This is a genomic window from Mesorhizobium sp. LEGMi-168a (assembly GCF_058312955.1).
The window spans coordinates 290,320-315,975 of the sequence record NZ_JBZEGV010000005.1; the positions used below are offsets into that span (position 1 = coordinate 290,320).

A 25,656-nucleotide genomic window follows, 5' to 3' on the forward strand; every position below is an offset into this window, starting at 1 on the left:
CCGCCTCGGAAGAGCGCATTTCCAGGGCCGGCTCCACCTAGTCTCACCAGCGTGTCGTCTCCTTGTGCGAAAGCGTGGGCGCGACAGTGCGGACTCTTTGCAATCGGGCGAAGCGGGTCTATGGTTAACAAATCATGAACACGCTGACGATCGATATCCGCAAAGCCGACCCTCGCGACGCAATCGCCATCGCCGAAGTGCATCAGGAAGCATGGCGCGGCGCCTATTCCGGCATCATCCCGCATCGCACTCTGACGGCCATGATCAATCGTCGCGGCCCCGACTGGTGGGCGAACGCGATTCGCCGCGCGGCCACCGTGCTGGTGGTCGAGATCGGCGGCACGATCGCCGGCTATGCCACGATCGGCAAGAACCGCGCCCGCGAGCTCAGGCAGCAGGGCGAGATCTACGAGCTTTACCTGCGCCCGGAATATCAGGGCATCGGGCTCGGCAGCCGGCTGTTCAAAGCCGCGAAGACACGCCTCGCCGACCACGGCCTCAGGGGCCTGGTGGTGTGGGCGCTGGAAGACAATTACAACGCTTTAGCCTTCTATGCCGGCAATGGCGGCCGCGACGTCGCCGAGGGCGTCGAGGTCTTCGAGCAGAAGGCGTTAAAAAAGGTCGCGTTCGTCTGGGAATGACGCGCGCCGCTTTACCCGCATTGGGTTACAACTCATCACAAACTGTGCGCTCCCATTAGCGTTCAGCACCATTCGCCGCATTGCACCATGACGCGTGTCCCGCTATCGGTCTCACAAGATTGAGAGGGATTTGAGCCATGCGTATCGAAGCCGTGCCCACCGGAAAGAACCCGCCAGAGGACGTCAACGTCATCATCGAGGTGCCGATCGGCGGCGAGCCGATCAAATACGAGATGGACAAGGAGGCCGGTACGCTGTTCGTCGACCGCTTCCTGCACACCTCGATGCGCTACCCCGGCAATTACGGCTTCGTGCCGCACACGCTGTCTGGCGACGGCGACCCGATCGACGTCCTGGTCTGCAACACGCGCGCGCTGGTGCCCGGCTGCGTCATCAATGTGCGGCCGATCGGCGTCTTGATCATGGAAGACAATGCCGGCCAGGACGAGAAGGTGATCGCGGTGCCGTCGCCGAAGCTCACGCTGCGCTACGAGAACGTCACCGAATACACGCATCTGCCGGAGATCACGCGCCAGCAGGTGCAGCACTTCTTCGAGCACTACAAGGACCTCGAGCCCGGCAAATGGGTCAAGATCGAGGGCTGGCACGATTCCAAATATGCCAAGAAGATGATCGTCGAGGCGATCGAGCGGGCGAAGGCCGGCAAGTAATCAGTTATCGACGCGGCCGAAGTCCGGCACTTTGCCGATCACTTCGCGCTTGTCCTTGCCGCAAGCGAAAGCCTTGGCCTTTTCGTCGGCGAGCTTGCGCGCCTGGTCGTTGGCCTGGGGGTTGCCGGTGGCGAGCACCAGGCCGACGGTGCAGCCCTCATGCTTCTCCGGCTGCGCCACCTTGGCGACGACCAGAACCTCGGTCGGCTTGTTCTCGTCTTCGGGGTTGCTGATCTCACGACGGTGAATGACCGCGAAGGGCACGGCCTTGTCGCCGTTGGTCTCGATCCGCCACTCGACCTTCGGACCCGCGGTGTTGAGCCCGGAGAAACTCTCCCAGACGGCGGTCATGTCGTCGGAGGGAAAGCCGTAATAGACGGACTCGCGGGCGTCGTCGTAGCCGATCAGCACCGGATAGCCGCGATAGCCGGCGCAGGCGAGGCTCGCCCAATCGCCGTCGCCTTCCTCTGACTGCGCATAGGTCACGCAGTCCTTCTTCCAGTCGAGATCGGTGTAGGCGCTGGATATATCGCCGGCATGGGCTGCCTGGCAGAGACCGGCGAGGGCGAGCGGGATCAAAAGAGCACGCATGGCGGATGTCCAGTGGAGGTCGCTTGAACGTATCGCCAAATTACCAACCAGCCTAGATGCGTTACCGCCAAATGCGGGCTCTCCCTTCTCCCCTTGCGGGAGAAGGTGGCCTCGCGAAGCGAGGTCGGATGAGGGGTGCTCCAGCTTGGCAATGACGGCGATCCGGCCAACACCCCTCAACCGTCTCGGCGCTAACGCGCCGATCCACCTTCTCCCACAAGGGGAGAAGGAAGAAGGTCTATTTCTTCAAGCTGGCTTCGATCAGCAGATCGGCGTTGCGGGCGACCGATGCCGCCGGACCGCCAAGGCCGAACAACTGGCCGCTGATATAGGCGCCCTCGATGAGGAGCAGCAGGCCGTCGCCGAGCGTGTCGGCATCGCTCGCGCCCATCGCCGCCGCCATGGCGCGCAGGCGCCGGCGCAGTTCCTGCTTGTTGTTCTCGCTGACGATGCGGGCCGGATGACCGTGCTCGGGATATTCGACCGCCGCGTTGGTCATGCCGCAGCCGCGATAGTCCGGCTTCTGCGTGCGTTTGCCGACGCGGGTGAGGAAAGCGATGATCTGGGCGCGCGGGTTGCCCGGATGCGCATCGACGGCTTCGTCGAAACGCTCCCAGAACTCGAGGTCATACTTGCGCAGATAGGATGCGGCGAGCTCGTCTTTGGATGGGAAGGTACGGTAGAGGCTGGGCTTGGTGACGCCGGCGCGCTTGACGATCTCGTCGACGCCGATCGCGCGGATGCCTTCGCGATAGAACAGGTCGCGCGCCACGTCGAGGATCTTGTCGGCAGCCTTCGGCGCCGGCGCCTCGCTGGCCGACGCTTCAATTTTATTGTCCGATGGCATTCACCAAACTCGCTTGACAATGTTACTGACCGGTACGTATGTATGGCGCCATCCCATTGCAACGTACCGGTCAGTAACATGATAGCTCAGTCCCGTCCGTTTGGCCAGCGCTACGCCTTCGTCGTCGTTGCCGTCATCTTCCTCTGCCTGCTGATCGCCGCCGGGCTCCGTTCCGCGCCATCCGTCATGATGCTGCCGCTGGAGGAGAGCTTCGGCTGGCGCCGCGACGTCATCTCGATGGCCGCCGGCGTCGGCATCCTGCTCTACGGCCTTACCGGTCCGTTCGCGGCTGCTCTGATGGAGCGGATCGGACTGCGTCGCACGCTGCTCGCCGCGCTGTTGATCATGTCGGGCTCGACGGCGCTCAGCCTGTTGATGACCGAGCCCTGGCATCTTTTCATCACCTGGGGCGTGTTTTCCGGCATCGGCTCGGGCGCGGTGGCGAGCGTGCTTGGCGCGACCATCGTCAATCGCTGGTTCAAGACCAATCGCGGCCTGGTGATGGGCCTGATGTCGGCCTCCAGCGCCACCGGCATGCTGGTGTTCCTGCCGTTGATCGCCTCGCTCGCGCAGGCCGGCGGCTGGAAGCCGGTGGCAATCGCCGTGGCGCTGGCAACCGCCGCGCTGATCCCGCTCGTCCTCCTGCTGGTGCCGGAACGCCCATCCTCGATCGGCCAGGTCCGCTACGGCGCCGACGCCGATGACGTGCCGCCGGTGTCGCCGGCCTCGCAGGGCAATTTCCTGGCGCATACGCTGAACACGTTGCGCCGTGCCGCCAGCACCAGGGTGTTCTGGTATCTGTTCGCCACCTTCTTCGTCTGCGGCTTCACCACCAACGGCCTCGTCGGCACGCATCTCATCGCCTTCTGCGGTGACATGGGCATCGGCGAGGTGCAGGCGGCCGGGCTGCTGTCGATGATGGGCATCTTCGACCTGATCGGCACGACGCTGTCCGGCTGGCTCACCGATCGTTTCGATCCGCGCAAGCTGCTCGGCGTCTATTATGCCGTGCGTGGCCTGTCGCTGATCTATCTGCCTTATTCGGGCTTCTCGGCGGTCAGCTTGATCATCTTCGCCGTGCTCTACGGTCTGGACTGGATCGCTACGGTGCCGCCGACGCTGAGGCTCGCCAACGAAGCCTTCGGCGACCGCAGCGGGCCGATCGTGTTCGGCTGGATTGTCGCCGGCCACCAGGTGGGCGCGGCCGCGGCCGCTGCCTTCGGCGGCACCATGCGGGAACTGCAGGGGAATTACGAGCTGGCCTTCCTGATCGCCGGCATGACGGGCATCGCGGCGGCCTGTATCTCGCTGCTGATCAACACGAGCAAGCCGGCGTTCGATCCGGAGCCGCAGGCGGCTTGAGGCGTGTTGAGATTCGGGTGAGGCCGGCCTGCAAACGGCAGTCTCCTGCGCTTCCGGTGCTCACGTACTTGAAGTACGCTCCGCTCCGGTTCTCGGAGACCGCCATTTTCGGCTCGTCCTGACCCGAATCTCAACACGCCTTCTGGCGTCGGTTTCTCCTTCTCCCCTTGTGGGAGAAGGTGGCCGAGCGAAGCTCGGTCGGATGAGGGGTGTTCCAGCTTGGCAATGACGGCGATCCGTCACCCACCCCTCAACCGTCTCGGCGCTGCGCGCCGATCCACCTTCTCCCACAAGGGGAGAAGGGAAGGCCCTGTTCACTGTTATCAAAACTTCATGGTTCCGATATGCGCCTGAAACATTGAGGCGAGAGCTTGGCGGTCCCGTTCAACGCCATCCGGAGACAGCCATGAACAAGCTCTCATTGACCCGCCGCGCTTTCGTCACCTCGGCCAGCGCCTTTGGCCTTGTCGGCGCCTCCGGTCTCGCAATGCCCTATTACTCCCGCGCCAATCAGCGCCCGGCTTTCACCCATGGCGTGCAGTCCGGCGATGTCGACGCCACCTCGGGCATGGTCTGGACCCGCACCGACCGTCCGGCGCGCGTGATGTACGAAGTGTCGACGACGGAAAGCTTCACCGACGCGACGAGGCTGGCTGCGCTCGATACCTCGCCCGCCAGCGATTACACGGTGAAGCGGCTGCTCACCGACCTCGCCTCCGACCAGGATATTTTTTATCGCATGGTCGCGGCTGATCTTTCCGACATCAACGCCGTCTCCGAACCGATCGTCGGCCGCTTCCGCACCGCGCCGGCCTCGAAGCGCGACGTGCGCTTCGCCTGGTCGGGCGACACCGCCGGTCAGGGCTGGGGCATCGACGAGACCGGCATGAAGACCTATTCCACCATCGCCAAGCACACGCCGGACTTCTTCCTGCATTCCGGCGACACGATCTATGCCGACGGCGCCATGAAGGACGAGGTCGACCTTCCCGGCGGCGGCAAATGGAAGAACGTCGTCATGGTCGACGGCAAGCGCAAGGTCGCCGAGACGCTGGATGAGTACCGCGACCAGTGGAAGTACAACATGATGGACAAGCACGTGCTGGGCCTCTCCGCCATCTGCCCGACCTTCTACCAGTGGGATGACCACGAGGTGCTGAACAACTGGTCGGATTCGAAGAACCTGACCGCGGATGACCGTTACAAGGAAAAGTCGATCCATGTGCTGGCGGCCCGCGCGGCGCGCGCCTTCCACGAAATGACGACGATCCGCTACGAGCCGTCGGAACCGGGCCGCGTCTACCGCAAGATCGCCCACGGGCCGCTGCTCGATGTCTTCTTCCTCGACATGCGCTCCTATCGCGGCCCGAACGGCCCGGACATGGAGGAGACGCTGACGCCGAAGTCGCGCATGCTCGGCGAACAGCAGACCAAGTGGTTGAAGCGGGAGCTGGCGAACTCCAAGGCGACCTGGAAGATCATCGCCGCCGACATGCCGCTCGGCCTGGTCGTCTGGGACGATGCCGCCAAGAAGGCCGGCGCCGAGGCGGTCAGCAATGGCGACAATGGCGCGCCCAAGGGCCGCGAGCTCGAATTCGCCGATCTGCTGCGCTACATCAAGAATGCCGGCATCACCAACACCGTGTGGCTCACCGCCGACGTCCACTACACGGCGGCGCACTACTACAACCCGGACAAGGCGCAGTTCCAGGATTTCAATCCGTTCTGGGAGTTCGTCTCGGGCCCGATCCATGCCGGCACGTTCGGCCCCAACGGTTTCGATATGACCTTCGGCCCCGAGCTGAAGTTCATCAAGGCGCCGACCGCCGAGCAGGGCCAGAACCTGCCGCCATCGGCCGGGCTGCAGTTCTTCGGGCTGGTCGATATTTCCGGCGCCACCGAGCAGCTCACCGTGCGGCTGATGGATCGCGACGACAACGAGCTCTACAAGGTGACGCTCGATCCGGTGCGGTCGGCGTAAGGGGCGCTCGAGGAAATCAGGAATGCCGGCGGGACAGCGCCCCCTCTGGCCTGCCGGCCATCTCCCCCACTTGGGGGGAGATCAGCAGTTTCGGCGCTGCGCTCCTTCTGCAACGTCGGCGATTGGCGAAAGCGAGCGTGACAGCCAAATCTCTCCCCAAGTGAGGGAGATGCCCGGCAGGGCAGAGGGGGGCGCGAAGGATCGCAACGCTTGCCGCGTTCCTGTTACGGCAGGTCAATCCGGATAGCAGGTCGCGGGAACATTTGGCCAGACGGCGCTGTCGCAGTTAGCGGCCTTCTGGCGCTGCTTGAAGGCAGCGCTGACCGGGCCGGTGACGATCGGGTCGACCCCGTCTGGGGCGTCGGCGAACATCTGCTGCGCGGTCTTGGCGTCAGGCGGCGAGATCGGGTCAGCTTCTCTCAGGGCAGCTGCCGATTGCGCGGCACCCGCCGCGACCAGCACGCCAAGCGCCGCCCACGCGAAAACCGGACGCAATCTGGACATCTGATCGGTCATGAACATCGAACTGCCCGGCCCCTCAAAGGTTCCGCCTTGGTTAACAGAATCATTTCACACCAAGACGTTTAAGAATCAGTGACCACGTATTTGGGACGGGGCCTCCCCTTTCGCAATTGCGAAAAACCTTGTATGAGCCGCGCAACCGAAAAAGGCGGCGCTTTTGGGCCTGCTGCCTGCAACGCTCCCGAGACCAGACAATGAACCTCCGCAATATCGCGATCATCGCGCACGTCGACCATGGCAAAACCACCCTCGTCGACCAGCTTTTGAAACAGTCCGGCGCCTTCCGCGACAACCAGCGCGTCGCCGAGCGCGCCATGGATTCCAACGACCTCGAGAAGGAACGCGGCATCACCATCCTCGCCAAGGCGACCTCGGTCGACTGGAAGGGCACCCGCATCAACATCGTCGACACGCCCGGACACGCCGACTTCGGCGGCGAGGTCGAGCGCATCCTGTCGATGGTGGACTCGGCGATCGTGCTCGTCGACGCCGCCGAAGGGCCGATGCCGCAGACCAAGTTCGTCGTCGGCAAGGCGCTCAAGGTGGGTCTCAGGCCAATCGTCGTCATCAACAAGATCGACCGTCCGGATGCTCGCCATATCGAGGTGGTGAACGAGGTGTTCGACCTGTTCGCAGCGCTCGACGCGACCGACGAGCAGCTCGATTTCCCGATCCTCTACGGGTCCGGCCGCGATGGCTGGGTGTCCGAGAATCCCGAAGGCCCGAAGGACCAGGGCCTCGCCCCGCTGTTCGATCTCGTCGTCAAGCACGTGCCGGCGCCGACGGTCCATCCCGGTCCGTTCCGCATGATCGGCACCATCCTCGAAGCCAATCCGTTCCTCGGCCGTATCATCACCGGCCGCATCGAGTCCGGCACGCTGAAGCCCAACCAGGCGGTCAAGGTGCTGCACCATGACGGCACCCAGATCGAGACCGGACGTATCTCGAAGATCCTTGCCTTCCGCGGCCTCGAGCGCCAGCCGATCGAGGAAGCGCAGGCGGGCGACATCGTGGCGATCGCCGGCCTGTCGAAAGGCACCGTCGCCGACACGTTCTGCGATCCGGCGGTGACCGAACCGCTGCACGCGCAGCCGATCGACCCGCCGACCGTCACCATGTCCTTCCTCGTCAACGACAGCCCGCTTGCCGGTACCGAGGGCGACAAGGTGACCAGCCGCGTCATCCGCGACCGCCTTCTGCGCGAGGCGGAAGGCAATGTGGCGCTCAAGATCGAGGAATCGGCGGAGAAGGATTCCTTCTTCGTCTCCGGCCGCGGCGAATTGCAGCTTGCCGTGCTGATCGAGACGATGCGCCGCGAAGGTTTTGAGATCGCGGTGTCGCGCCCGCGCGTCGTCATGCAGAAGGGTGAAGACGGCCAACTGCTCGAGCCGGTCGAGGAAGTCGTCATCGACGTCGACGAGGAGCATGCCGGCGTGGTCGTGCAAAAAATGTCGGAGCGCAAGGCCGAGATGGTGGAGCTCCGCCCCTCCGGCGGCAACCGCCAGCGCCTGGTCTTCCACGCGCCGACCCGCGGCCTGATCGGCTACCAGTCGGAGCTGTTGACCGATACGCGCGGCACGGCCGTGATGAACCGGCTGTTTTATGCCTACGAGCCTTACAAGGGCGAATTGCCCGGCCGCACCAATGGCGTGCTGATCTCCAACGAGCAAGGCGAGTCCGTCGCCTATGCGATGTGGAACCTGGAAGACCGCGGCCCGATGATCATCGATCCGGGCGTCAAGGTCTATCAGGGCATGATTATCGGCATCCACTCCCGCGACAACGACCTCGAGGTCAATGTGCTGAAGGGCAAGAAGCTCACCAACATCCGCGCCGCCGGCAAGGACGAGGCGGTGAAGCTGACGCCGCCGGTGCGCATGACGCTCGAGCGGGCGCTGGCCTGGATCCAGGACGACGAGCTGGTCGAGGTGACGCCAAAGACGATCCGGCTCAGGAAGCTCTATCTCGACCCGAACGAGCGCAAGCGCTTCGAAAAGTCGGCCCGGGTGATGGGCGCGGCGTAAGCTTTTTTCGCAAGCAGTCATAGGGGGAGGGAGTTGTTGCTCCCTCCCTTTTCATTGTGCGCCTGCGGCCGAGAGGATGGTGTCGCGGTCGGCCTCGCCGGACAGGTCGATGTGGACCGCCGTGCCATCGCGCGCCGGCTTGCGCAAAGCCTTGGCGTTGCCCGGTTCGACGATGAGCCGCGTTTGCTCTTCCCAGCCCTGCAGCCTTGACCGGGAGATGCCCAGTTCGCCTGCAAGCAAGCGGTCGAGCCGCAAGGGTGTTGCGGCGTCGAGCCGAAGCTCAAGCCAAAGCGCGGTCGCGCATCCTGGACTGCCATCCAGCAGCTCCTTGCGGACCGTGACATCGGGAAATTCCTCGGTCCGTCCGATCCGGTTTCTGAGCGCAGCGGCATCGAGGGCGTGGAGGCGCGCGAGTGCCGGATCATTGCTTTCGAGCGCTGCGAGCAGCGTCGGTTCGATGTCGCGGCGGTTGCAGCGCTCCAGAATGGCGCGGTTCCAGGAATTGTCGCAGCCGATGCAGCGGTAGATCAGCCAGGCGTCGATCCGCTTGCCGTTGGCGTTGACGCGGAATTTGCCGCTGCATCGATAGGGTCTTACGCCGCCGCAGCGGTTGCAGTTGATGAGAGGTCGCGGTGCGATTTCGGGCGCGATCGCCCAGCGGATACGCAACAGTCCAGACATGCCGGTAGGCCCTTCCCGTCGGGAAGTCCTTCAGGCCGGCGATGTCCGAGATGCCTTTTTGTTGAGCATGATCTTTTCCGAAAACCGGGTACCACTTTTCGGGATCATGCTCGTGCGGGCACGGTGTGGCGAAGGCTGCGTTGATGGAAATCAGGCGCCGGCGGGTTGCGCGCGACGGCGGCTCAGCAATGCCAAACCGGTCTCGAAATCGCCGCCTGAAGAACACATGAAATTGATGCAGGGCGCAGCCAAGCCGCGCCTGCGGTGCTTTCGGGGAGTAGACGAGACCGGCGGTTACTGAGGCAAAGTCAGGCTCGAAATCGGTGAAGGTCGGCTCTTCTAGCCGCACGGCGGCGGGCAGGCAAGGCCGGCGCGCTGCCCGCCGTTCCTGCCACAGCCGCGCTGCGCGTTCCTGAGTGCTACATCACTTCGATGATCGGCGCGATCTCGACGCTGAAGGCCGGGTTCGTCAGGATCGGGCAATCCTTGGCCTTGGCGACGGCATCGTCGATGTCCTTCGCTTCGACGATCGTGTAGCCGGCGGTCGGGTTGCTGCCGCCATTGTTCTCGACCGAGCCGCCGGACAGCACCGTCTTCGACATGCCGACTGGATTGCCGCCATCGACGACGGCGGTGCCCAGCTTGTCGTACCAGCCGGTCCAGGCGTCCATCGCCGCTTTCCGTTCTGCCTCGTCGGTCGGCATCTTGCCGGAGCCGTGATAGACATAGAGATATTTTGCCATGTTCTCCTCCCTTGTTGGCGGCGTCGAACCGGCATGCGGCCACGCCGCTTGCGATATGCGGCTTTGCCGCAATCCGATATGCGGCCATGCCGCAATCGTTGATCATCGGACTAATCGGCGGGGCGGGCAAACGAAAATTCGCACTACCTAATATACAGCGGACCGTAACCGCGATCCCATTGCACCGCGTCCATCACTGTTTGATGTTTAGACTTTGTCCAGCAGGCCCATGCTGTCGGACGTGCCGACCTTCCAGCCGGCGAAGCATCCTAAGACGCCACAACCCGAGCATCGAACCCCGATATAAAGCCAGCGAACGCCGTCACGCTGCGGGTAAATGGAAAACCCGACTCCAACATTCGTGACTTCAGAAGCGCATTCGATACAAACCCAGCGTTCCGGCTCGGATCCGCCCCGGAACTCCTCGCTGTCACAGATAAGATGCTCGGAACCGCACACCGTGCATGTCCGTCGCGCCACGCCTTCATCATCGTCGGTATCGAGAAGAAACGAAGCGGAACCGCATTTGCATCGCGCGAGCCTGAAGTCGTGGACTTCATAGCCTTCGCTTGCGTAGCCCCTCAGGTATTCTGCGATATCGTTCGGCTCGCTGCCAACCCACCATTCGCCGGAAGTGTCTATTGTCATGGGTCACCTTGCCATGGTGTGGTATTCGTCGTTAGGCCGCATGTCGACGGCAGCCGCCACCCGGTTCGACATGTTGAAGAAGGCCGCGGTCGAGGCGATGTCCCAGATGTCGCGCTCGGAGAAGCCGGCCTGCCGCAGGGGGGCGCGATCGGCCTCGACGATCTTCGCCGGCTCCTCCGTCAGCTTGACAGCGAATTCCAGCATCGCGCGCTGGCGAGGGGGCAACTCGGCGGCGCGAAAGTTCATCACCATCATCTCGCCCAGCGCAGGCTCGCCCGACAGCTGACGCACCGCCGCGCCATGCGCGGTTAGACAGTAATAGCAATGGTTGATCGAGGAGACGGCCACCGCGATCATCTCGCGCTCCAGCTTCGACAGGCCGGAATCGCCCAGCATCAGGTCGTTGTACATGTCGGTGAAGGCGCGCAGCTTCTTCTCGTCGAAAGCGTAAGCCAGAAGCACGTTGGGCACGAGGCCGAGCTTCTCCTCGCATTTGGCGAAATAGGCTTTCGTCGCCTCGCTGAGCTCGGCCTGGACCAGGTCGAGCGCGGTAATTCTGTCGGTCATGGTCGTTCTCCTCGCGGGGGGCGATGGCATCGGTTCGATTTTTTTAAAGCGTCGTCAAACCTTTGTCGCCAAACAGCGGTCATCTGGCTACCATAGTCGCAAAAGCATGCCACGGGAGGGAATTGGCGTCATGGCCAGCGTGAAATCCAAGCCGAAGAAGAAAGCTGCAGCGGCCGCGAGAGCGGAGGAGAAGCCAGCGGGGCTTGCCGACTATCTGCTTGCGCGCGCGCCGGCGGAGGATATCGCGGCCTATGACGTGGCCGACCTGGAACGAGCGGCCGATCTCGCCGGCCGGGCGGTCGCCGGTCACAAAAAGGGCGACAGCGTCGTGGCGGTCGAAGCCGATTCAGGCGTTTCCTGCGGCGGCAGGCCGGTCACGATCATCACCGTCGTCAACGACAACATGCCGTTCCTGTTCGATTCCATCCTCGGCGAGATCGCCGAGACAGGGGGCGAGCCGACCCTGGTCACCCATCCGATCGTCACAGTCAGGCATGACAAGAACGGCGTCGCCGAGGTTCTCGGCGACGGCGGCAAGGACGACGACGACCGGCTCAGCGTCGTTCATGTCCATGTCCCGCGGCTGACCGCGGAACAGGCGACCGCGCTCACCGAGCGGCTGCGCAAGATACTCGGCCAGGTCCGCGCCGCCGTCACCGACTGGAAGCGGATGCTCGCTCGCCTCGACCAGGCGATTTCCGAATTCCGCTATTCGGCCGTGCCGCTCGACAAGAAGAGCGTCGCCGAGGCGATCGCCTTCCTCGAATGGCTGCGCGACGACAATTTCACCTTCCTCGGCATGCGCGAGTTCAAATATATCGGCGAGCAGGAGAGCGGCTCGCTGGAGCGCTCCGACAAGCCCGGCCTCGGCATCCTGTCTGATCCGGACGTGCTGGTGCTGCGGCGCGGCACCGAGGCGGTGACGACGACGCCGGAAATCCGCGCCTTCCTGCACGGACCGGAGCCGCTGATCGTCACCAAGGCGAACGGCAAATCCCTGGTGCACCGCCGCATCTATCTCGATTACATCGGCATCAAGACCTATACGGCCAAGGGCGCGCTTGCCGGCGAGCTGCGCATCGTCGGCCTGTTCACCTCGACCGCCTACACGCGCTCGGTGATGAAGATCCCCTATCTGCGCTCGAAGGCCGAGACCGTGATTTCGAAATCCGGTTTCGACCAGCACGATCATTCGGGCAAGGCGCTGATCAACACCCTGGAAAGCTATCCGCGCGACGAGCTTTTCCAGGTTCCGGTGCCTGTCCTCAGAAAACATGCCAACGCCATTCTCGGGCTGATCGAGCGGCCGCGGATCAGGGCGCTGGTGCGCGTCGACCAGTTCGACCGTTTCGTCTCCATCATCGTCTTCGTGCCGCGCGACCGTTACGACAGCGTCGTGCGCGAGAAGATCGGCACCTATCTCAAGACGGTGTTCGAGGGCCGGCTCTCGGCCTACTATCCGGCCTTTCCGGAAGGCGGGCTGGCGCGCGTTCACTTCATCATCGGCCGTTCCGGCGGCAAGACGCCGAAGGTCGAGCAGTCGGCGATAGAGGCGGCGATCCGCGACATCGTCCGCACCTGGGAGGATGCGCTCTCCGACGCCGCGGAAGCGGCCGGCAGCGACCCGACGCTGAAGTCGATCGCGGCGCGCTTCCCGGAAAGCTACCGCGATACCTTCAGTGCCGCCGTGGCGCTCGCCGATGCCGGGCGCATCGTCAGGATCGGTCCCGACAATGCGATCGCCATCGACTATTACCGCCATGCCGACCAGAAGCCGCACCAGGCGGCGCTGAAGATTTATCATTATGGCAGCCCGGTGGCGCTGTCGCGCCGTGTGCCGGTGCTGGAAAACATCGGCTTCCGCGTCATCAGCGAGCGCACTTTCGAGGTCGGCGACGAGGGCCCCGGCACGGTCTTCATCCACGACATGGAGCTGGAGAACAGCTTCGGCAAGGCGATCGACCTAACCGACGGCGGCGCGCTGTTCGAGGACGCCTTCCTGTCGGTCTGGCGCGGCGACGTCGACAATGACGGCTATAACGGCCTCGCCCAGACTGCCGGCCTATGGTCGGGTGAGATCACCATCCTACGCGCCTATGGCCGCTACCTGCAGCAGGCCGGCATTCCGCAGAGCCAGGATTTCATCGCCGCCGCGCTCAACCGCTATCCCGAGATCGCGCGCGGCCTGCATCAACTGTTCGTCGCCCGTCTCGGGCCGAAGGCCGAAACGGACGGCGTGGTCGCCGCCAAGCACCTCAAGGCCAAGATCAAGGACGCGCTGGAAGAGGTGCCCAACATCGATGACGACACCATCATTCGCCGCTACCTCAACTTGATCGAAGCCTCGCTGCGCACCAACCATTTCGTAGCCGATACGAAAGAGAAGGGGCAGTCGCTGGCGATCAAGCTCGACTCGCAGGCGGTCGACGGCCTGCCGGCGCCGCGGCCATGGCGCGAGATCTTCGTCTACGGTTCGGAGGTTGAGGGCGTGCATCTGCGCTTCGGCCCGGTCGCGCGCGGCGGCCTGCGCTGGTCGGACCGCGCCCAGGACTACCGCACCGAAGTGCTGGGTCTCGTCAAGGCGCAGCAGGTCAAGAACGCGGTCATCGTGCCGGTCGGCGCCAAGGGCGGCTTCTATCCGAAGAAGCTGCCGATGAGCGCCGGCCGCGACGCGATCTTCGAGGCCGGCACCTCGGCCTATAAGAACTTCGTTTCCAGCCTGCTTTCGATCACCGACAATATCGGCGTCGACGGCGTCATCCCGCCGGCCGGCGTGGTGCGGCGCGACCAGGACGATCCCTATTTCGTCGTCGCCGCAGACAAGGGCACGGCGACATTCTCCGACACCGCCAACGCGATTTCCGAGAAGCACGGCTTCTGGCTGGACGATGCCTTCGCCAGCGGCGGCTCGGCCGGCTACGACCATAAGAAGATGGGCATCACCGCCAAGGGCGCCTGGGAAGCAGTGAAGCGGCATTTCCGCGAGATGAACCGCGACATCCAGACTTCATCCTTCAGTGTCGTCGGCGTCGGCGACATGTCGGGCGACGTGTTCGGCAACGGCATGCTCCTGTCGCCGGCGACCAGGCTGATCGCCGCCTTCGACCACCGTGACATCTTCATCGATCCCGACCCCGACATGGCGGCCTCGATGGCGGAGCGTCAGCGCATGTTCGCGCTGCCGCGTTCGTCCTGGCAGGATTACGACAAGTCGAAGCTGTCGGAAGGCGGCGTCATCGTCTCGCGCAGCCAGAAGTCGATCACGCTGCCGCCGGCGGCCGCCACCGCGATCGGGCTGGGGAAGACCACCGCGACGCCGGTCGAAATCATGAACGCCATCCTCAAGGCGCCGGTCGACCTTCTGTGGTTCGGCGGCATCGGAACCTATGTCCGGGGTTCCGGCGAGAGCAACGCCGATGTCGGCGACCGCGCCAACGACGCCATCCGCGTCACCGCACTCGACGTGCGCGCCAAGGTCATCGGCGAAGGCGCCAATCTCGGCGTCACGCAGCGGGCGCGCATCGAATTCGGCATGAATGGCGGCCGCTGCAATTCCGATGCCATCGACAATTCGGGCGGCGTCAACTGCTCCGACGTCGAGGTCAACATCAAGATCGCGCTGGCGTCCGCCATGCGCAAAGGCTCGCTGGCGCGGCCGGCGCGCAACAAGCTGCTCGCCGAGATGACCGACGAGGTCGGCGCGCTGGTGCTCTCCAACAATTACCAGCAGACGCTGGCGCTTTCGCTGGCGCGCAAGCGCGGGCTGGCCGACATCGCGCATCAGGCCCGCTTCATGACGGCGTTAGAAGCGCGCGGGCTGCTCGACCGCGCGGTCGAAACGCTGCCGTCGCCGGCCGCCCTTGCCGAGCGCGAGGCGCGCGGCGAGCCGCTGACCCGGGCCGAACTCGGCGTGCTGCTCGCCTATGCCAAGATCGTGCTGTTCTCCGACATCGTCGCCAGCGACGTGCCCGACGATGCGCATTTCGACCGCGACCTGATGGGCTATTTCCCGGAGCGCATGGCAAAGAAATTCGCCGGCGAAATCCGCGACCACCGGCTGCGGCGCGAGATCATCGCGCGCGTCGTCGCCAACGACCTCGTCAACCGGGGCGGGCCGTCCTTCGTCAACCGGCTGCAGGAAGCGACGGGACGCACCGCGGCCGCTGTCGTGCGCACCTTCGCAGTGGTGCGCGACGGTTTCGCGCTGCCGGCGCTCTATCGCGAAATCGACGCGCTCGACAACCAGATCGACGGCCAGACCCAGCTCGATCTCTACCAGGCGGTCAGCCGGCTCATCTTCGTGACCGGCGGCTGGTACCTAAAGAACGATGCGGGTTCGGCGCCGCTCAGCCAGCGCATCGCCGAACTGCAGGAGGCGCGCAAGGCGCTGGAGCCGAAGCTCACTTCGCTGCTGCCCGCCTTCTCGCGCGAGCGGATCGAGGAGCGGCGTCATGGCCTGTTCAAGGGCGGCGCGCCGGAGAAGCTGGCCGAGAAGCTGGCGCTCGCCGAGGTGGGCGAACTGATCCCGGACATCGCGCTCACCGCGCGCGCGGCCAACGCCGACATCGTCAGCGCGGCCAAGGCCTTCTTCGCCGTCAGCGATGCCTTCCGCATCCCGCGCGTCGAGGAAGCCGCCCGCTCGATCATGCCGCCGGACTATTACGACCAGCTGGCGCTGTCGCGCGCGACCGACACCATCGGCGCCGCAAGGCGCGGCATCGCGGTGGCGGCGCTCACCTCCCATGGCAAGGCAGCCGATCCTGTCGCGGCCTGGCTGGAGGCCGGCGGCGAGCGCGTCGGCCGCATCCGCGAGCGGCTGCAAGCGCTGACCGAAGGCGGCGACATCACCGTGTCGCGGCTGTCGGTGGCGTCTGGGCTGATGAGCGACCTGACGGGGATGTGAAGGCCATTCGTTCGCAAGGTGGCGGCAGCCGGATGAGGGGCGGCGCCGACCTTCAGGCCGAGACGGTGCGAAGGGTCGCACAAACGCTTGTGGTTTGCACGGCAGCGAGAAAACATGCAGACATGGCGCCGGCAACTGGACCGTTGGAGGGGACATGGCCGAAGTAGCAGTGCAGCGGGCGACGGGGCGCGGCATCTGGGGCTGGATGTTCTTCGACTGGGCGGCGCAGCCTTTCTTCACCGTCGTCACCACCTTCATCTTCGGGCCTTACTTCGCCTCGCGCATGGTCAGCGATCCGGTCGTGGGACAGGCTGCCTGGGCCTGGGGCATCGCCGCCGCCGGGCTGGTCATAGCCGTGCTTTCGCCTGTATTGGGCTCGATCGCCGATCAGACTGGGCCGCGCAAGCCGTGGATTGCCTTCTTTGCGGCAATCAAGATAACCAGCCTCACGCTGCTTTGGCTCGCCGCGCCCGGCTCGAACGTATTCCTGATCGTGCTGTTGTTCTCGCTGGCCTCGGTGGCTGCGGAGTTCTCGACCGTGTTCAACGATTCGATGATGCCGCGGCTGGTGCCGAAGAGCGAGATCGGGCGCATCTCCAACATCGCCTGGGGCCTCGGCTATCTCGGCGGCATGATCGCGCTGATTTTCGTCATTCTGTTCATGGCCGGCAATCTGGAAACCGGCAAAACCGTCATCGGCCTCGATCCGATCTTCGGCCTCGATCCGAAGCTCGGCGAAGATGCCCGCGCCACTGGGCCAATGTCGGCCGGCTGGTACTTTCTGTTTATCCTGCCGATGTTCTTCTTCACCCCGGACGCCGCCAAGGGTATTCCGATCGGGCCGGCAGTGCGCGAGGGTCTGTCGGAGCTGAAGTCGACGCTGGCCGAGGCGCGCAAGCGCAGTGGTATCTTCCGTTTCCTTGTCGCCCGCATGATCTATCAGGATGGCGTCAACGCGCTGCTTACGCAGGGCGGTGTGTTCGCGGCAGCGATGTTTCATTGGTCGATCACCGAAATCGGCATCTTTGGCATCATTCTCAACGTCGTCGCCATCTTCGGTTGCTGGATCGCTGCCCGCCTCGACACCGCACTCGGCTCCAAGGCGGTGGTGATGATCGCGCTGGTGATGCTGACAGTGGCCACAGCCGGCATCATCTCGACCGGACCGGGCTTCACGCTGCTCGGCCTGATACAGCTCCCGGTGGCTGATTCCGGCGGCCTGTTCGGCACTGCGGCCGAGAAGGCTTATATTCTTTACGGGTTACTGATCGGCCTTGCCTTTGGCCCGGTGCAGGCCTCGTCGCGCTCCTACATGGCGCGCAGCGTCACGGCCGCCGAATCGGGCCGCTATTTCGGCATCTACGCACTGTCCGGACGGGCGACCAGTTTCCTGGCGCCGTTCCTGCTCGCGACGATCAGCTATCTCAGCGACTCATCGCGGCTCGGCATGGCGGTGATCATCCTTTTTCTTGGCATCGGCATGGCGATCCTAGTCAGGACACCATATCCGGCGGACAAGCCGGTGGAGTAGCGGTTCTTCCTTCTCCCCTTGTGGGAGAGGGTGGATCGGCGCGCAGCGCCGAGACGGATGAGGGGTGTTCCAGCTTGGCGAACGCGCTCGTCCAAACGACGCATGGCGATCGGATCGCCAGCGCCTCACTCCGTCCAGCACCCCTCATCCGTCGCCTTCGGCGACACCTTCTCCCACAAGGGGAGAAGGAGAGGGCGCTAATGCCTAAAATGCCTTACGCCAGTGAACACCATGGCGATGCCGTGCTCGTCGGCGGCGGCGATGACGTCGTCGTCGCGCATCGAGCCGCCGGGCTGGATCACGGCGGTGGCGCCGGCCTCGATCGCCGACAGCAGGCCGTCGGCGAAGGGGAAGAAGGCGTCGGAGGCAACGACCGAGCCCTTGGTCAGCGGCTCGGCCAGGCCGGCGGCTTCCGCCGCGTCGAGCGCCTTGCGGGCGGCGATGCGCGAGGAATCGACGCGGCTCATCTGGCCGGCGCCGATGCCGACGGTGGCGCCGTCCTTGGCGTAGACGATGGCGTTCGACTTGACGTGCTTGGCGACGCGGAAGGCGAATTTGAGATCGGCCATCTCGGCCGGCGTCGGCGCGCGCTTGGTCACTACCTTCAGCTCGAGGTCGTCGACCACCGCATTGTCGCGGTCTTGCACCAGGAGTCCGCCGGCGACCGACTTCGCAACCATGCCGGCGGCGCGCGGATCGGGCAGGCCGCCGGTGGTGAGAAGGCGCAGGTTCTTCTTGGCCGCGACGATCGCGACGGCCTCGTCCGTGGCGTCGGGCGCGATGATGACCTCGGTGAAGGTCTTCACGATCTCCTTGGCCGCTTCCGCATCGAGGATGCGGTTCATGGCGACGATGCCGCCATAGGCCGAGACCGGATCGCAGGCCAGCGCCTTGGCGTAGGCCGCCTTCAGCGTCGCGCCTTCGGCGACGCCGCAGGGATTGGCGTGCTTGATGATGGCGATCGCCGCCGAGCGGGCGGGATCGAATTCGCCGACCAGCTCGAAGGCGGCGTCGGTGTCGTTGATGTTGTTGTAGGAAAGCTGCTTGCCCTGCAACTGCTTTGCCGTCGCCACGCCCGGCCGCTTGTCGCCGGAAAGATAGAAGCCGGCGCCCTGGTGCGGGTTCTCGCCATAGCGCATCACCTGGTCGAGGCGGCCGCCGAAGGCGCGCCAGGTCGGATGCTCGATCTCGAGCGTCTCGGCGAACCAGCCGGAGATCGCCGCGTCATAGGTCGCGGTGCGGGCAAAGGCCTTGGCGGCCAGCTTCTTGCGGAAATCGAGCGACAGCGAGCCGAGGTTCATCTCAAGCGCATTGAGCACCGAGGCGTAGTCGGCAGGGTCGGTGACGATGGCGACATAGGCGTGGTTCTTCGCTGAGGCGCGGATCATCGCCGGGCCGCCGATGTCGATGTTCTCGACGATCGAGGCGTAGCCGGCGCCGGAACGGCGCACCTCCTCGAACGGGTAGAGGTTGGAGACGACGAGATCGATCGGCTGGATGTGATGGTCGTGCATGGCTTTCGCGTGTTCGGGGTCGTCGCGGACACCGAGCAGCGCGCCATGCACCGATGGATGCAAGGTTTTCACGCGGCCGTCCATGATCTCGGGAAAGCCGGTCAGCTCGGAGACATCGCGGACAGCAAGGCTGGCCCCGGCGATCTCCTTCGCCGTGCCGCCGGTGGAGACCAGCTCGACGCCGGCCGCGGCCAGCGCCTTGGCGAAGTCGATCAGGCCTGTCTTGTCGAAGACGGAAAGCAGCGCGCGGCGGACCGGAACGAGGTCGGGCGCCGGAATGTTCTTGGCGGGGACGGCCATGGGCAGGCGGCCTTTCAAGGCTGGTTGGGAAACGTTCGCGGGCCGTAGCATATGAGGCCCGGAAATCAAGCGCGCAGCTGGGCCCGACCGGTCAGGCTACGTTGTTTTCGGGGTAGCCGGCGATGTGGGTGCGCGTCAGCTGCCAGTGCACCTCGGCGATCTCCGAGGCCTTGAAGCCAAGCACGATCTGCCGGCTGCGGCGCGGCCCGCCGAGCCCGGCGAAATAGATCGATTCCTCGACCTCCGGCGCCACTTCCGTGCAAGTGAACATCCAGGTGTCGCCCTGGGAGGCCGTCAGGGCCAGGCGATCCTGCTCGTCCTGCAGCAGGCTGATGTCGGGATGGACGTGGAAGCGCACGGTGACGAAGTCGCGGCCATTGTTGCGGATCGCGCCTCCCCCGGGGCGCAGGAAACGGTCGCGGCCGGTCAGCACATTGCCGTTGGTCGTCAGTTTCAATTCGCGCTCATGCAGGAAGCCGAAGCGTGCCGCGTAGCCGTCGTGGCGGGCGACAAAACCGTGCACGCCCTTCTGGTCGATGCGCTTGCAGGGCACGTGCTGCGGCCCGCCGATCAGCGGTGAGCCGAGGAGGTCGCTGACCCGCAGCGAATGGCTGAAGCGCGCCGACGACGTATCGTTGACGGTGGCGGTCGAATGCGCGGCGGTGGCACGCGCCAGCGGCCGGAATTCGGCGGCGCCATAGGTGTCGATGCCGGCATTGACGATGAAGTGCTGGCGCCCGGAAGAGAGCTCGAAGGCGAGGCACCCGGCATGCGCGGCGTTGGAGACATCGACAGGCGGCGGCGCGCCGGTATCGGCGATGACCGTCACGCCGCCCATCGACAGGCGCTCATAGCCGGAATGCGGCGCATGCAGCAGCGGCGCGCCGGCCGTGTCGTCGTGGCGCAGGATGGTGGCGATGCGGTCGTGGATCGTGGCGCCCATGCCGTTGAAGCGGGCAAGGCTGCCGTCCTGGTGGCGGAAGAAGCGCAGCGCCGGAAGCATGCGGTCGATGGCGCCTATCAGGGCGGCCGGCGGCGCCTCGGCCTGATTGGCATAGGTCTGGCGCAGCGGCAAAAGGTCGGCCAGCAATTCCAGCACCGTCATCGGGTTGCGCGAGATATGGCCGCCGTCAGGCAGGATCTGACGGTCGAGCTCATCGGCCAGGTTGCGGGTCGAGCTGCGCAGCGCCGAGGCCGGCGCCGGCAGCGACAGGGCGGCAAAGGCAAGCGCGATGCGGGCGCGCAGCCGGTCCTTGCCGTCCGGCATCTCGCGCGCCATCGACCGCAGATAGCGGATCTGCATGGCGAGCGATTTGAGGAAGGCGCGGTAGAAGGGAAACTCGGCGCCCTGCAGCACGACGGAGGAATGCTGCAGCCAGGCAATCACCCGCTTGGCCGCCGTGCCCGGCTCCCAGGCGACGCCGGAAATCTGGGTGCCATGCATGGCGATCCAGTCCGAAACCAGGGCGCGAGCGTTGGCGGCCGCCAGCTCCGTGCCGGCGGCGCGCATGTGGCGCAGCCAGCGGAAGCCGTGAAGCGATTTTTGCCAGCCGCGATTGGGCACGTTGATCTGGAAGGGCGATTTGCCGCCGGTCTCGACAAGATGGCCGGACAGCGGATAGCGGCCATAATAGATTTCGAGCGCGATCTGCGGATCGGCGAGCCTCAGATCGGGCGGCGCGATGAGGACGCGCTCGGGCGTGCGGCCGGAATAGCGCCAGCGATAGATGGGGCCGGCACGAAGGCGCCGGCGCGTCTTGCGCCAGAACTCCCTCGCGACAAGCGTCCAAAGACGTGTCGTGCTGCCGGCAACAAGTGCCAAATCCCCTCCTGATCGTCCGCTATCCCAAGCACAAGCTTATATGATTCAAGAACTTATGCGAAGGCGGATTTCGCCGAAGTGAAACCCTTCACGCGGCTCCGCCGGGGTCGTCCCTAAAAAAGTCGGCAAGTTTAATGCAATAACGATCTAAACCGCTCTTTGCATCCGTGCGGCAAAGAAGCCGTCCAGGCCGGAAATGCCGGGCGATTCGAGAACCATGTCGGCGGGCGTCGTGCGCAGGGTGCCATCCGGCGTCAGCAACGAATCCATGCCGGCGAATTCACCCGGTTGGATCGGATCGGCGGCCACGCCTGGGACCTCTGCGAGGAAAGCGCGATAAAGCTCCTCGCCCTCGATCGGGTCGAGCGAACAGTTGGAAAAGACGATCCTCCCGCCGGGTTTGACGAGGCCGACGGCATGGGCGAGCAGCCGACGCTGGAGCGCGGCGAGCTTCTCGACATCGGCCATGGTCTTCGTCCATGGCACGTCGGGGTGCCTACGCACGGTGCCGGTCGAAGAGCAGGGAGCGTCGAGCAGCACGGCGTCGAACAGTTTTTCCGGCTGGTAGTCGAGCAGGTCGGTCTGCACCAGCTCCGCCGACAGGCCGAGGCGGTCGAGATTCTGCGCCAGCCGCGCCAGCCGGTTCTTCGAGGTGTCGACGGCGGTGACGTCAGCGCCTGCGAGGATGAGCTGCGCAGTCTTGCCGCCGGGAGCGGCGCAAAGATCGGCGACGCGTAGCCCCTTGATGTCGCCGAACAGGCGTGCCGGTAAAGCTGCCGCCGCATCCTGCACCCACCAGGCGCCCTCGGCGAAGCCGGGCAGGTCGGTCACGCCGGCCTGCAGCTTCTCGACGCGCACCGTGCCGGTCGGCAGCACGATGCCGCCCAGCTTCTCTGCCCAGAGCACCGGGTCGGATTTGGCTGTGAAGTCAACCGGGGCTTCATGGCGATGGGCGGCAAGGATGGCCCGCGCTCTGTCGGCGCCATAGACGGCGATCAGCCGGTCCGCGAACCATTGCGGGGCTTCGTTCGTGGCGGCAAGCGCCGGCGCAAGCTCGGCCTCCTTGGCGCGCGCCAGCGAGCGCAGCACACCGTTGACGAGACCTGAGAAACGCAATGTGCGCGGGTCGGACTTGGCGTGGGTCACCGCGAGGTCGACGGCGGCGCTGTCGGGGATATCGAGGAACAGGATTTGTGCCGCGGCCACGTGCAGGATGTGGGACAGCGCCGTGGCATTGGCCGGCAGCGGCCTCTCCAGCCGCCTGGCCAGCAGGCCGGCAATGGTCATGCGGTGACGCAGCGCGGTGACCAGGATGGCGCGGACCAATGCGCGGTCTCGGGCATCGAGCGCCCTGTATTGCGGGTGGCCGTGCTCGTTGTCGGTCAGGCCGTCGAGCGGGGTGCGGGCATCGATGACGGCGGCGAGCAGCCGCGCGGCCGCCTTGCGCGCGGCAAGGCCGGCGATCTGCTCGCCCGCATTGCCGTCACGTCTGCCTGGGTTTTGCGGTCGGCGCTTTGCTCCGCTCACGACCACGGACCTTTGGGTCCTGCGCCGCGGGGTCCGGTCGGGTTGCGGCCCCACGGATTTGGCTTCGGCCGCTCCGGCTCGGGCGGCGGAGCGGGCTCAGCAGACTTGCCCCAAGGTCCTGCCTGCGGCTCATCCGGCTGGCTTGGCGCCGGCGCCTCGCGCCGTGCCGTCTGCGCGGCGCCGTCCATCCCGCGCGCCATCTGCTGCAACGCGGCGATGCGGTTCTCGGTGCTCGGATGGGTCGAGAACAGATTGTCCATGCGCTCGCCGTGAAGCGGATTGATGATGAAGAGATGGGCCATCGCCGGATTGCGCTCGGCGTCCGGGTTGGGAATGCGTTCGGCGCCGCGCGCGATCTTGTCGAGCGCGGAGGCCAACCACAGCGGCTGGCCGCAGATCTCGGCGCCGCGCCGGTCGGCCTCGTATTCGCGGGTGCGGCTCACCGCCATCTGCACGATCATGGCGGCAAAGGGCGCGACCAGCATGGCGACAAGCACGCCGACGAAGCCGAACGGGTTGTTGTTGTCGCGGTTGCCGCCGAAGAAGAAGGCGAAATTGCCAAGCATCGAGATCGCGCCGGCAAGCGTCGCGACGATTGTCATGGTCAATGTGTCGCGATGCTGCACATGGGCAAGCTCATGCGCCATCACCGCCGCGACCTCCTCGTGGCTGAGCCGCTCCAAGAGCCCGGTCGAGGCGGCCACGGCCGCGTTCTCCGGATTGCGGCCGGTGGCGAATGCGTTGGGCTGCGGGCTGTCGATCAGATAGGTCTTCGGCATCGGCAGGCCGGCCTGCTTGGCCAGCGCCTGGACGATCGCGTAATATTCAGGCGCATTCTTCTCGTTGACCTCGACGGCGCGGTTCATCGACAGCACCATCTTGTCGGCATTCCAGTAGCTGAACAGGTTCATGCCGGCGGCGATCAAAAGCGCGATCATCATGCCGCCGGAGCCGCCGATCAGGAAGCCGACGCCCATGAATAGCGCGGTCATCGCGGCAAGAAGCATGGCGGTGCGAAGCGTGTTCATCGTCTCATCCGTTGCGGTTGTGGCGAATAGGGGTCGATCCGTCTTGCATCATGGCTATATGATGGGAAAGGCCGGTCGTCGTTTCAATCAGCCCCTGTTTTAATCGGCCCCCGTTTTAATCGGCCCCCTGTTTTAATCGGCAAGTGATATCGCATGACCGAACAACCCAGCAAAACCGAAACCGCAGCCGAAGACGGGAAGCCGCGAAAGACGCTGACTCCGGCGGCGGAACGCGCGCTGGCGGAAGCCGAAGCCAGGCGAAAGGCATATCGCGAGGCGGAAGCCCGCCTGCCGAAGGAGATCGGCGGCCGCGGCGGCAAGGAACCCGGGCGCTACGGCGACTGGGAGGTGAAGGGGCTGACCAGCGATTTTTAGCCCGATGTGCCGATATTCAGGTGAGGCCGGCCTGCTGCGTCGCGACAGTGCGGAACATTTGAGATGCTGGCGGGACAGCGCCCCCCTCTGGCCTGCCGGCCATCTCCCCACTTTGGGGGAGATCGGATGTCACGCCGGCTTTCGCTAATCACCAACGTTGCTGAAAGAGCGCCATCGGCGAAGCTGCCAATCTCCCCACTTGTGGGGGAGATGGCCGGCAGGCCAGAGGAGGGCGCGAAGGAACACTACGCATCGCATTAATCCTGTGCATCGAGAAACCAGCCAGAGCTAGCAGGCTGCCGCCGCGATCTGTTTCGTCTCAATGACAATCCAGCCATTGTCGTCTGTGGCAATGCCGAGCGCATCATAGGAAGCAATGCTTGTGTGCTGCGTCACAACCGGATGGACATGCGTGGCGCTGATCACCATCACCGAGGCGCCGGAAGCTTCGCCCGCCGCGATACCGGCCGGCGCATCCTCGAAGACCAGGCAATCGCGCGCCTCGACGCCGAGACGCTTAGCCGCCAAAAGGAAGCAGTCGGGCGCCGGCTTGCCGCGGGTGACATCCTCGGCCGAGACCATCATGGCAGGCACCGGAATGCCGGCCGCAGCAATGCGCAGCAGCGCCAGCTCGCGCGGCGCCGAGGTGACGATCGCCCAGCGCTCCGGCGGCAGCGATTGCAAAAACGCCACGGCGCCCGGGATCGGCACGATGCCGTCGAGGTCTGCCGCCTCTGCCTTGAGCAGCGCATCGGCTTCGACCAGCGGATCGACGCCGGGAAGCTTCAGCGCGGCGATCGTCTCTCTCGCGCGCCTGCCATGGATCGTCGGCAGGAAGCTCGCCACGTCGAGACCGTGGCGAGTTGCCCATTGCGTCCACACACGTTCCGCTGCGGCGATCGAATTGAGGACAGTGCCATCCATATCGAAAAGGAAGGCGGCGAACTTTCTGCCTGCGAACATTTGATTTCCTGGAGAATCGTTTTCGGGGAGGGCGAAACGCAATCACAGTCTAAACCGCCTAACGCCGCGTGAGAAGGCGCGGGCGCTTCAACCTGCCGCATCATGGCGTCGATCGCATGGCAGGCGCGCAGATGCTGGCATGGGCCGGCCGGCTATTTCACTGCGGCTCTTGCATCGCTGCTGAGCCGCTTCGGCACAGCCCCTGCTGTGCCGAAGCGGGAAGGGCCGCGGTCGGTTCGGGGAACATGGTAAGCGCTTCATGAACGGCATTTCATCACAGCTTTTTTCGTTTACCCGCCGTTCACCTTCCTGGCTGCCGAAGGCAAACAAAAACAATTAGTTAACCGACCATTAAGCATTTTTCCGCCGGCCGCCGGCCGCGTCTGGCTGAAATCCTGCAACGCTTCCGCCGCAG

Annotated in this window: 20 protein-coding genes; 8 read left to right on the forward strand and 12 right to left on the reverse strand. The window is 64.9% G+C overall.

Annotation, left to right across the window (positions count from 1 at the left end; translation table 11 throughout):
- Nucleotides 1–134: 134 nt before the first annotated feature.
- Both AC4FWB_RS10185 and ppa read left to right on the forward strand, forming a co-directional pair.
- Nucleotides 135–641, forward strand: a complete 507-nt coding sequence (locus AC4FWB_RS10185; RefSeq protein WP_491025860.1) for a GNAT family N-acetyltransferase — start codon at nucleotides 135–137, stop codon at nucleotides 639–641.
- Nucleotides 642–778: 137 nt separating this feature from the next.
- Entirely contained in the window at nucleotides 779–1,312 is a 534-nt protein-coding gene (ppa, locus tag AC4FWB_RS10190; protein ID WP_491025861.1) for an inorganic diphosphatase, read from the forward strand.
- On the opposite strand, the gene AC4FWB_RS10195 is transcribed toward ppa, so the two are convergent.
- Both AC4FWB_RS10195 and AC4FWB_RS10200 read right to left on the reverse strand, forming a co-directional pair.
- Nucleotides 1,313–1,903: a hypothetical protein gene (locus AC4FWB_RS10195; protein ID WP_491025862.1), complete on the reverse strand. Its 591-nt coding sequence runs from the start codon at nucleotides 1,901–1,903 to the stop codon at nucleotides 1,313–1,315.
- 238 nt (nucleotides 1,904–2,141) lie between these two features.
- Entirely contained in the window at nucleotides 2,142–2,750 is a 609-nt protein-coding gene (locus tag AC4FWB_RS10200; RefSeq protein WP_491025863.1) for a TetR/AcrR family transcriptional regulator, read from the reverse strand.
- A 78-nt stretch (nucleotides 2,751–2,828) separates the two neighbouring features.
- On the opposite strand from AC4FWB_RS10200, the gene AC4FWB_RS10205 reads away from it, so the two are divergent.
- Both AC4FWB_RS10205 and AC4FWB_RS10210 read left to right on the forward strand, forming a co-directional pair.
- On the forward strand, nucleotides 2,829–4,112 hold the full coding sequence (locus AC4FWB_RS10205) for an MFS transporter (RefSeq protein WP_491025864.1): 1,284 nt from the start codon (nucleotides 2,829–2,831) through the stop codon (nucleotides 4,110–4,112).
- Between the two features lie 406 nt (nucleotides 4,113–4,518).
- Nucleotides 4,519–6,093 (forward strand): alkaline phosphatase D family protein, encoded by a 1,575-nt coding sequence (locus tag AC4FWB_RS10210; protein ID WP_491025865.1) that lies wholly within the window; start codon nucleotides 4,519–4,521, stop codon nucleotides 6,091–6,093.
- A gap of 234 nt (nucleotides 6,094–6,327) precedes the next feature.
- On the opposite strand, the gene AC4FWB_RS10215 is transcribed toward AC4FWB_RS10210, so the two are convergent.
- A complete protein-coding gene (locus AC4FWB_RS10215) occupies nucleotides 6,328–6,615 on the reverse strand; it encodes a hypothetical protein (RefSeq protein WP_245460172.1) in 288 nt (95 codons plus the stop codon).
- A gap of 194 nt (nucleotides 6,616–6,809) precedes the next feature.
- Here AC4FWB_RS10215 and typA point away from each other — a divergent pair, with 194 nt between their 5' ends.
- Complete coding sequence (gene typA, locus AC4FWB_RS10220; RefSeq protein WP_491025866.1) at nucleotides 6,810–8,639, forward strand: translational GTPase TypA; 1,830 nt, start codon at nucleotides 6,810–6,812, stop codon at nucleotides 8,637–8,639.
- Between the two features lie 51 nt (nucleotides 8,640–8,690).
- Here the strand turns inward: typA and AC4FWB_RS10225 are convergent, their stop codons facing one another.
- The 4 genes from AC4FWB_RS10225 to AC4FWB_RS10240 form a co-directional block, all read right to left on the reverse strand.
- Complete coding sequence (locus AC4FWB_RS10225; RefSeq protein WP_491025867.1) at nucleotides 8,691–9,320, reverse strand: DUF1062 domain-containing protein; 630 nt, start codon at nucleotides 9,318–9,320, stop codon at nucleotides 8,691–8,693.
- 419 nt (nucleotides 9,321–9,739) lie between these two features.
- Entirely contained in the window at nucleotides 9,740–10,063 is a 324-nt protein-coding gene (locus AC4FWB_RS10230) for a YciI family protein (protein ID WP_491025868.1), read from the reverse strand.
- Between the two features lie 207 nt (nucleotides 10,064–10,270).
- Nucleotides 10,271–10,711 carry a hypothetical protein gene (locus tag AC4FWB_RS10235; protein WP_491025869.1) on the reverse strand — a complete coding sequence of 147 codons (441 nt, stop codon included), beginning with the start codon at nucleotides 10,709–10,711 and terminating at the stop codon, nucleotides 10,271–10,273.
- A 3-nt stretch (nucleotides 10,712–10,714) separates the two neighbouring features.
- On the reverse strand, nucleotides 10,715–11,278 hold the full coding sequence (locus AC4FWB_RS10240; protein ID WP_491025870.1) for a peroxidase-related enzyme: 564 nt from the start codon (nucleotides 11,276–11,278) through the stop codon (nucleotides 10,715–10,717).
- 130 nt (nucleotides 11,279–11,408) lie between these two features.
- Here AC4FWB_RS10240 and AC4FWB_RS10245 point away from each other — a divergent pair, with 130 nt between their 5' ends.
- Together AC4FWB_RS10245 and AC4FWB_RS10250 are read left to right on the forward strand one after the other, a co-directional pair.
- A complete protein-coding gene (locus AC4FWB_RS10245; RefSeq protein ID WP_491025871.1) occupies nucleotides 11,409–16,181 on the forward strand; it encodes an NAD-glutamate dehydrogenase in 4,773 nt (1,590 codons plus the stop codon).
- 154 nt (nucleotides 16,182–16,335) lie between these two features.
- Nucleotides 16,336–17,712: an MFS transporter gene (locus AC4FWB_RS10250; protein WP_491025872.1), complete on the forward strand. Its 1,377-nt coding sequence runs from the start codon at nucleotides 16,336–16,338 to the stop codon at nucleotides 17,710–17,712.
- 197 nt (nucleotides 17,713–17,909) lie between these two features.
- On the opposite strand, the gene purH is transcribed toward AC4FWB_RS10250, so the two are convergent.
- The 4 genes from purH to htpX all read right to left on the reverse strand — a co-directional run bounded on the left by purH (nucleotide 17,910) and on the right by htpX (nucleotide 23,903).
- Nucleotides 17,910–19,526, reverse strand: coding sequence for a bifunctional phosphoribosylaminoimidazolecarboxamide formyltransferase/IMP cyclohydrolase (purH, locus tag AC4FWB_RS10255; RefSeq protein WP_491025873.1), 1,617 nt, complete (start codon nucleotides 19,524–19,526; stop codon nucleotides 17,910–17,912).
- A 91-nt stretch (nucleotides 19,527–19,617) separates the two neighbouring features.
- Nucleotides 19,618–21,348, reverse strand: coding sequence for a heparinase II/III family protein (locus tag AC4FWB_RS10260; protein WP_491025874.1), 1,731 nt, complete (start codon nucleotides 21,346–21,348; stop codon nucleotides 19,618–19,620).
- A 147-nt stretch (nucleotides 21,349–21,495) separates the two neighbouring features.
- Nucleotides 21,496–22,881 carry an RsmB/NOP family class I SAM-dependent RNA methyltransferase gene (locus tag AC4FWB_RS10265; RefSeq protein WP_491025875.1) on the reverse strand — a complete coding sequence of 462 codons (1,386 nt, stop codon included), beginning with the start codon at nucleotides 22,879–22,881 and terminating at the stop codon, nucleotides 21,496–21,498.
- Complete coding sequence (gene htpX / locus AC4FWB_RS10270; RefSeq protein WP_491025876.1) at nucleotides 22,872–23,903, reverse strand: zinc metalloprotease HtpX; 1,032 nt, start codon at nucleotides 23,901–23,903, stop codon at nucleotides 22,872–22,874. The genes AC4FWB_RS10265 and htpX overlap by 10 nt, the downstream gene beginning before the upstream one ends.
- Nucleotides 23,904–24,056: 153 nt before the next feature.
- On the opposite strand from htpX, the gene AC4FWB_RS10275 reads away from it, so the two are divergent.
- Nucleotides 24,057–24,278 (forward strand): DUF1674 domain-containing protein, encoded by a 222-nt coding sequence (locus AC4FWB_RS10275; RefSeq protein WP_491025877.1) that lies wholly within the window; start codon nucleotides 24,057–24,059, stop codon nucleotides 24,276–24,278.
- Between the two features lie 288 nt (nucleotides 24,279–24,566).
- Here the strand turns inward: AC4FWB_RS10275 and AC4FWB_RS10280 are convergent, their stop codons facing one another.
- Nucleotides 24,567–25,241, reverse strand: coding sequence for an HAD-IA family hydrolase (locus AC4FWB_RS10280; RefSeq protein ID WP_491025878.1), 675 nt, complete (start codon nucleotides 25,239–25,241; stop codon nucleotides 24,567–24,569).
- Nucleotides 25,242–25,656 lie beyond the last annotated feature (415 nt).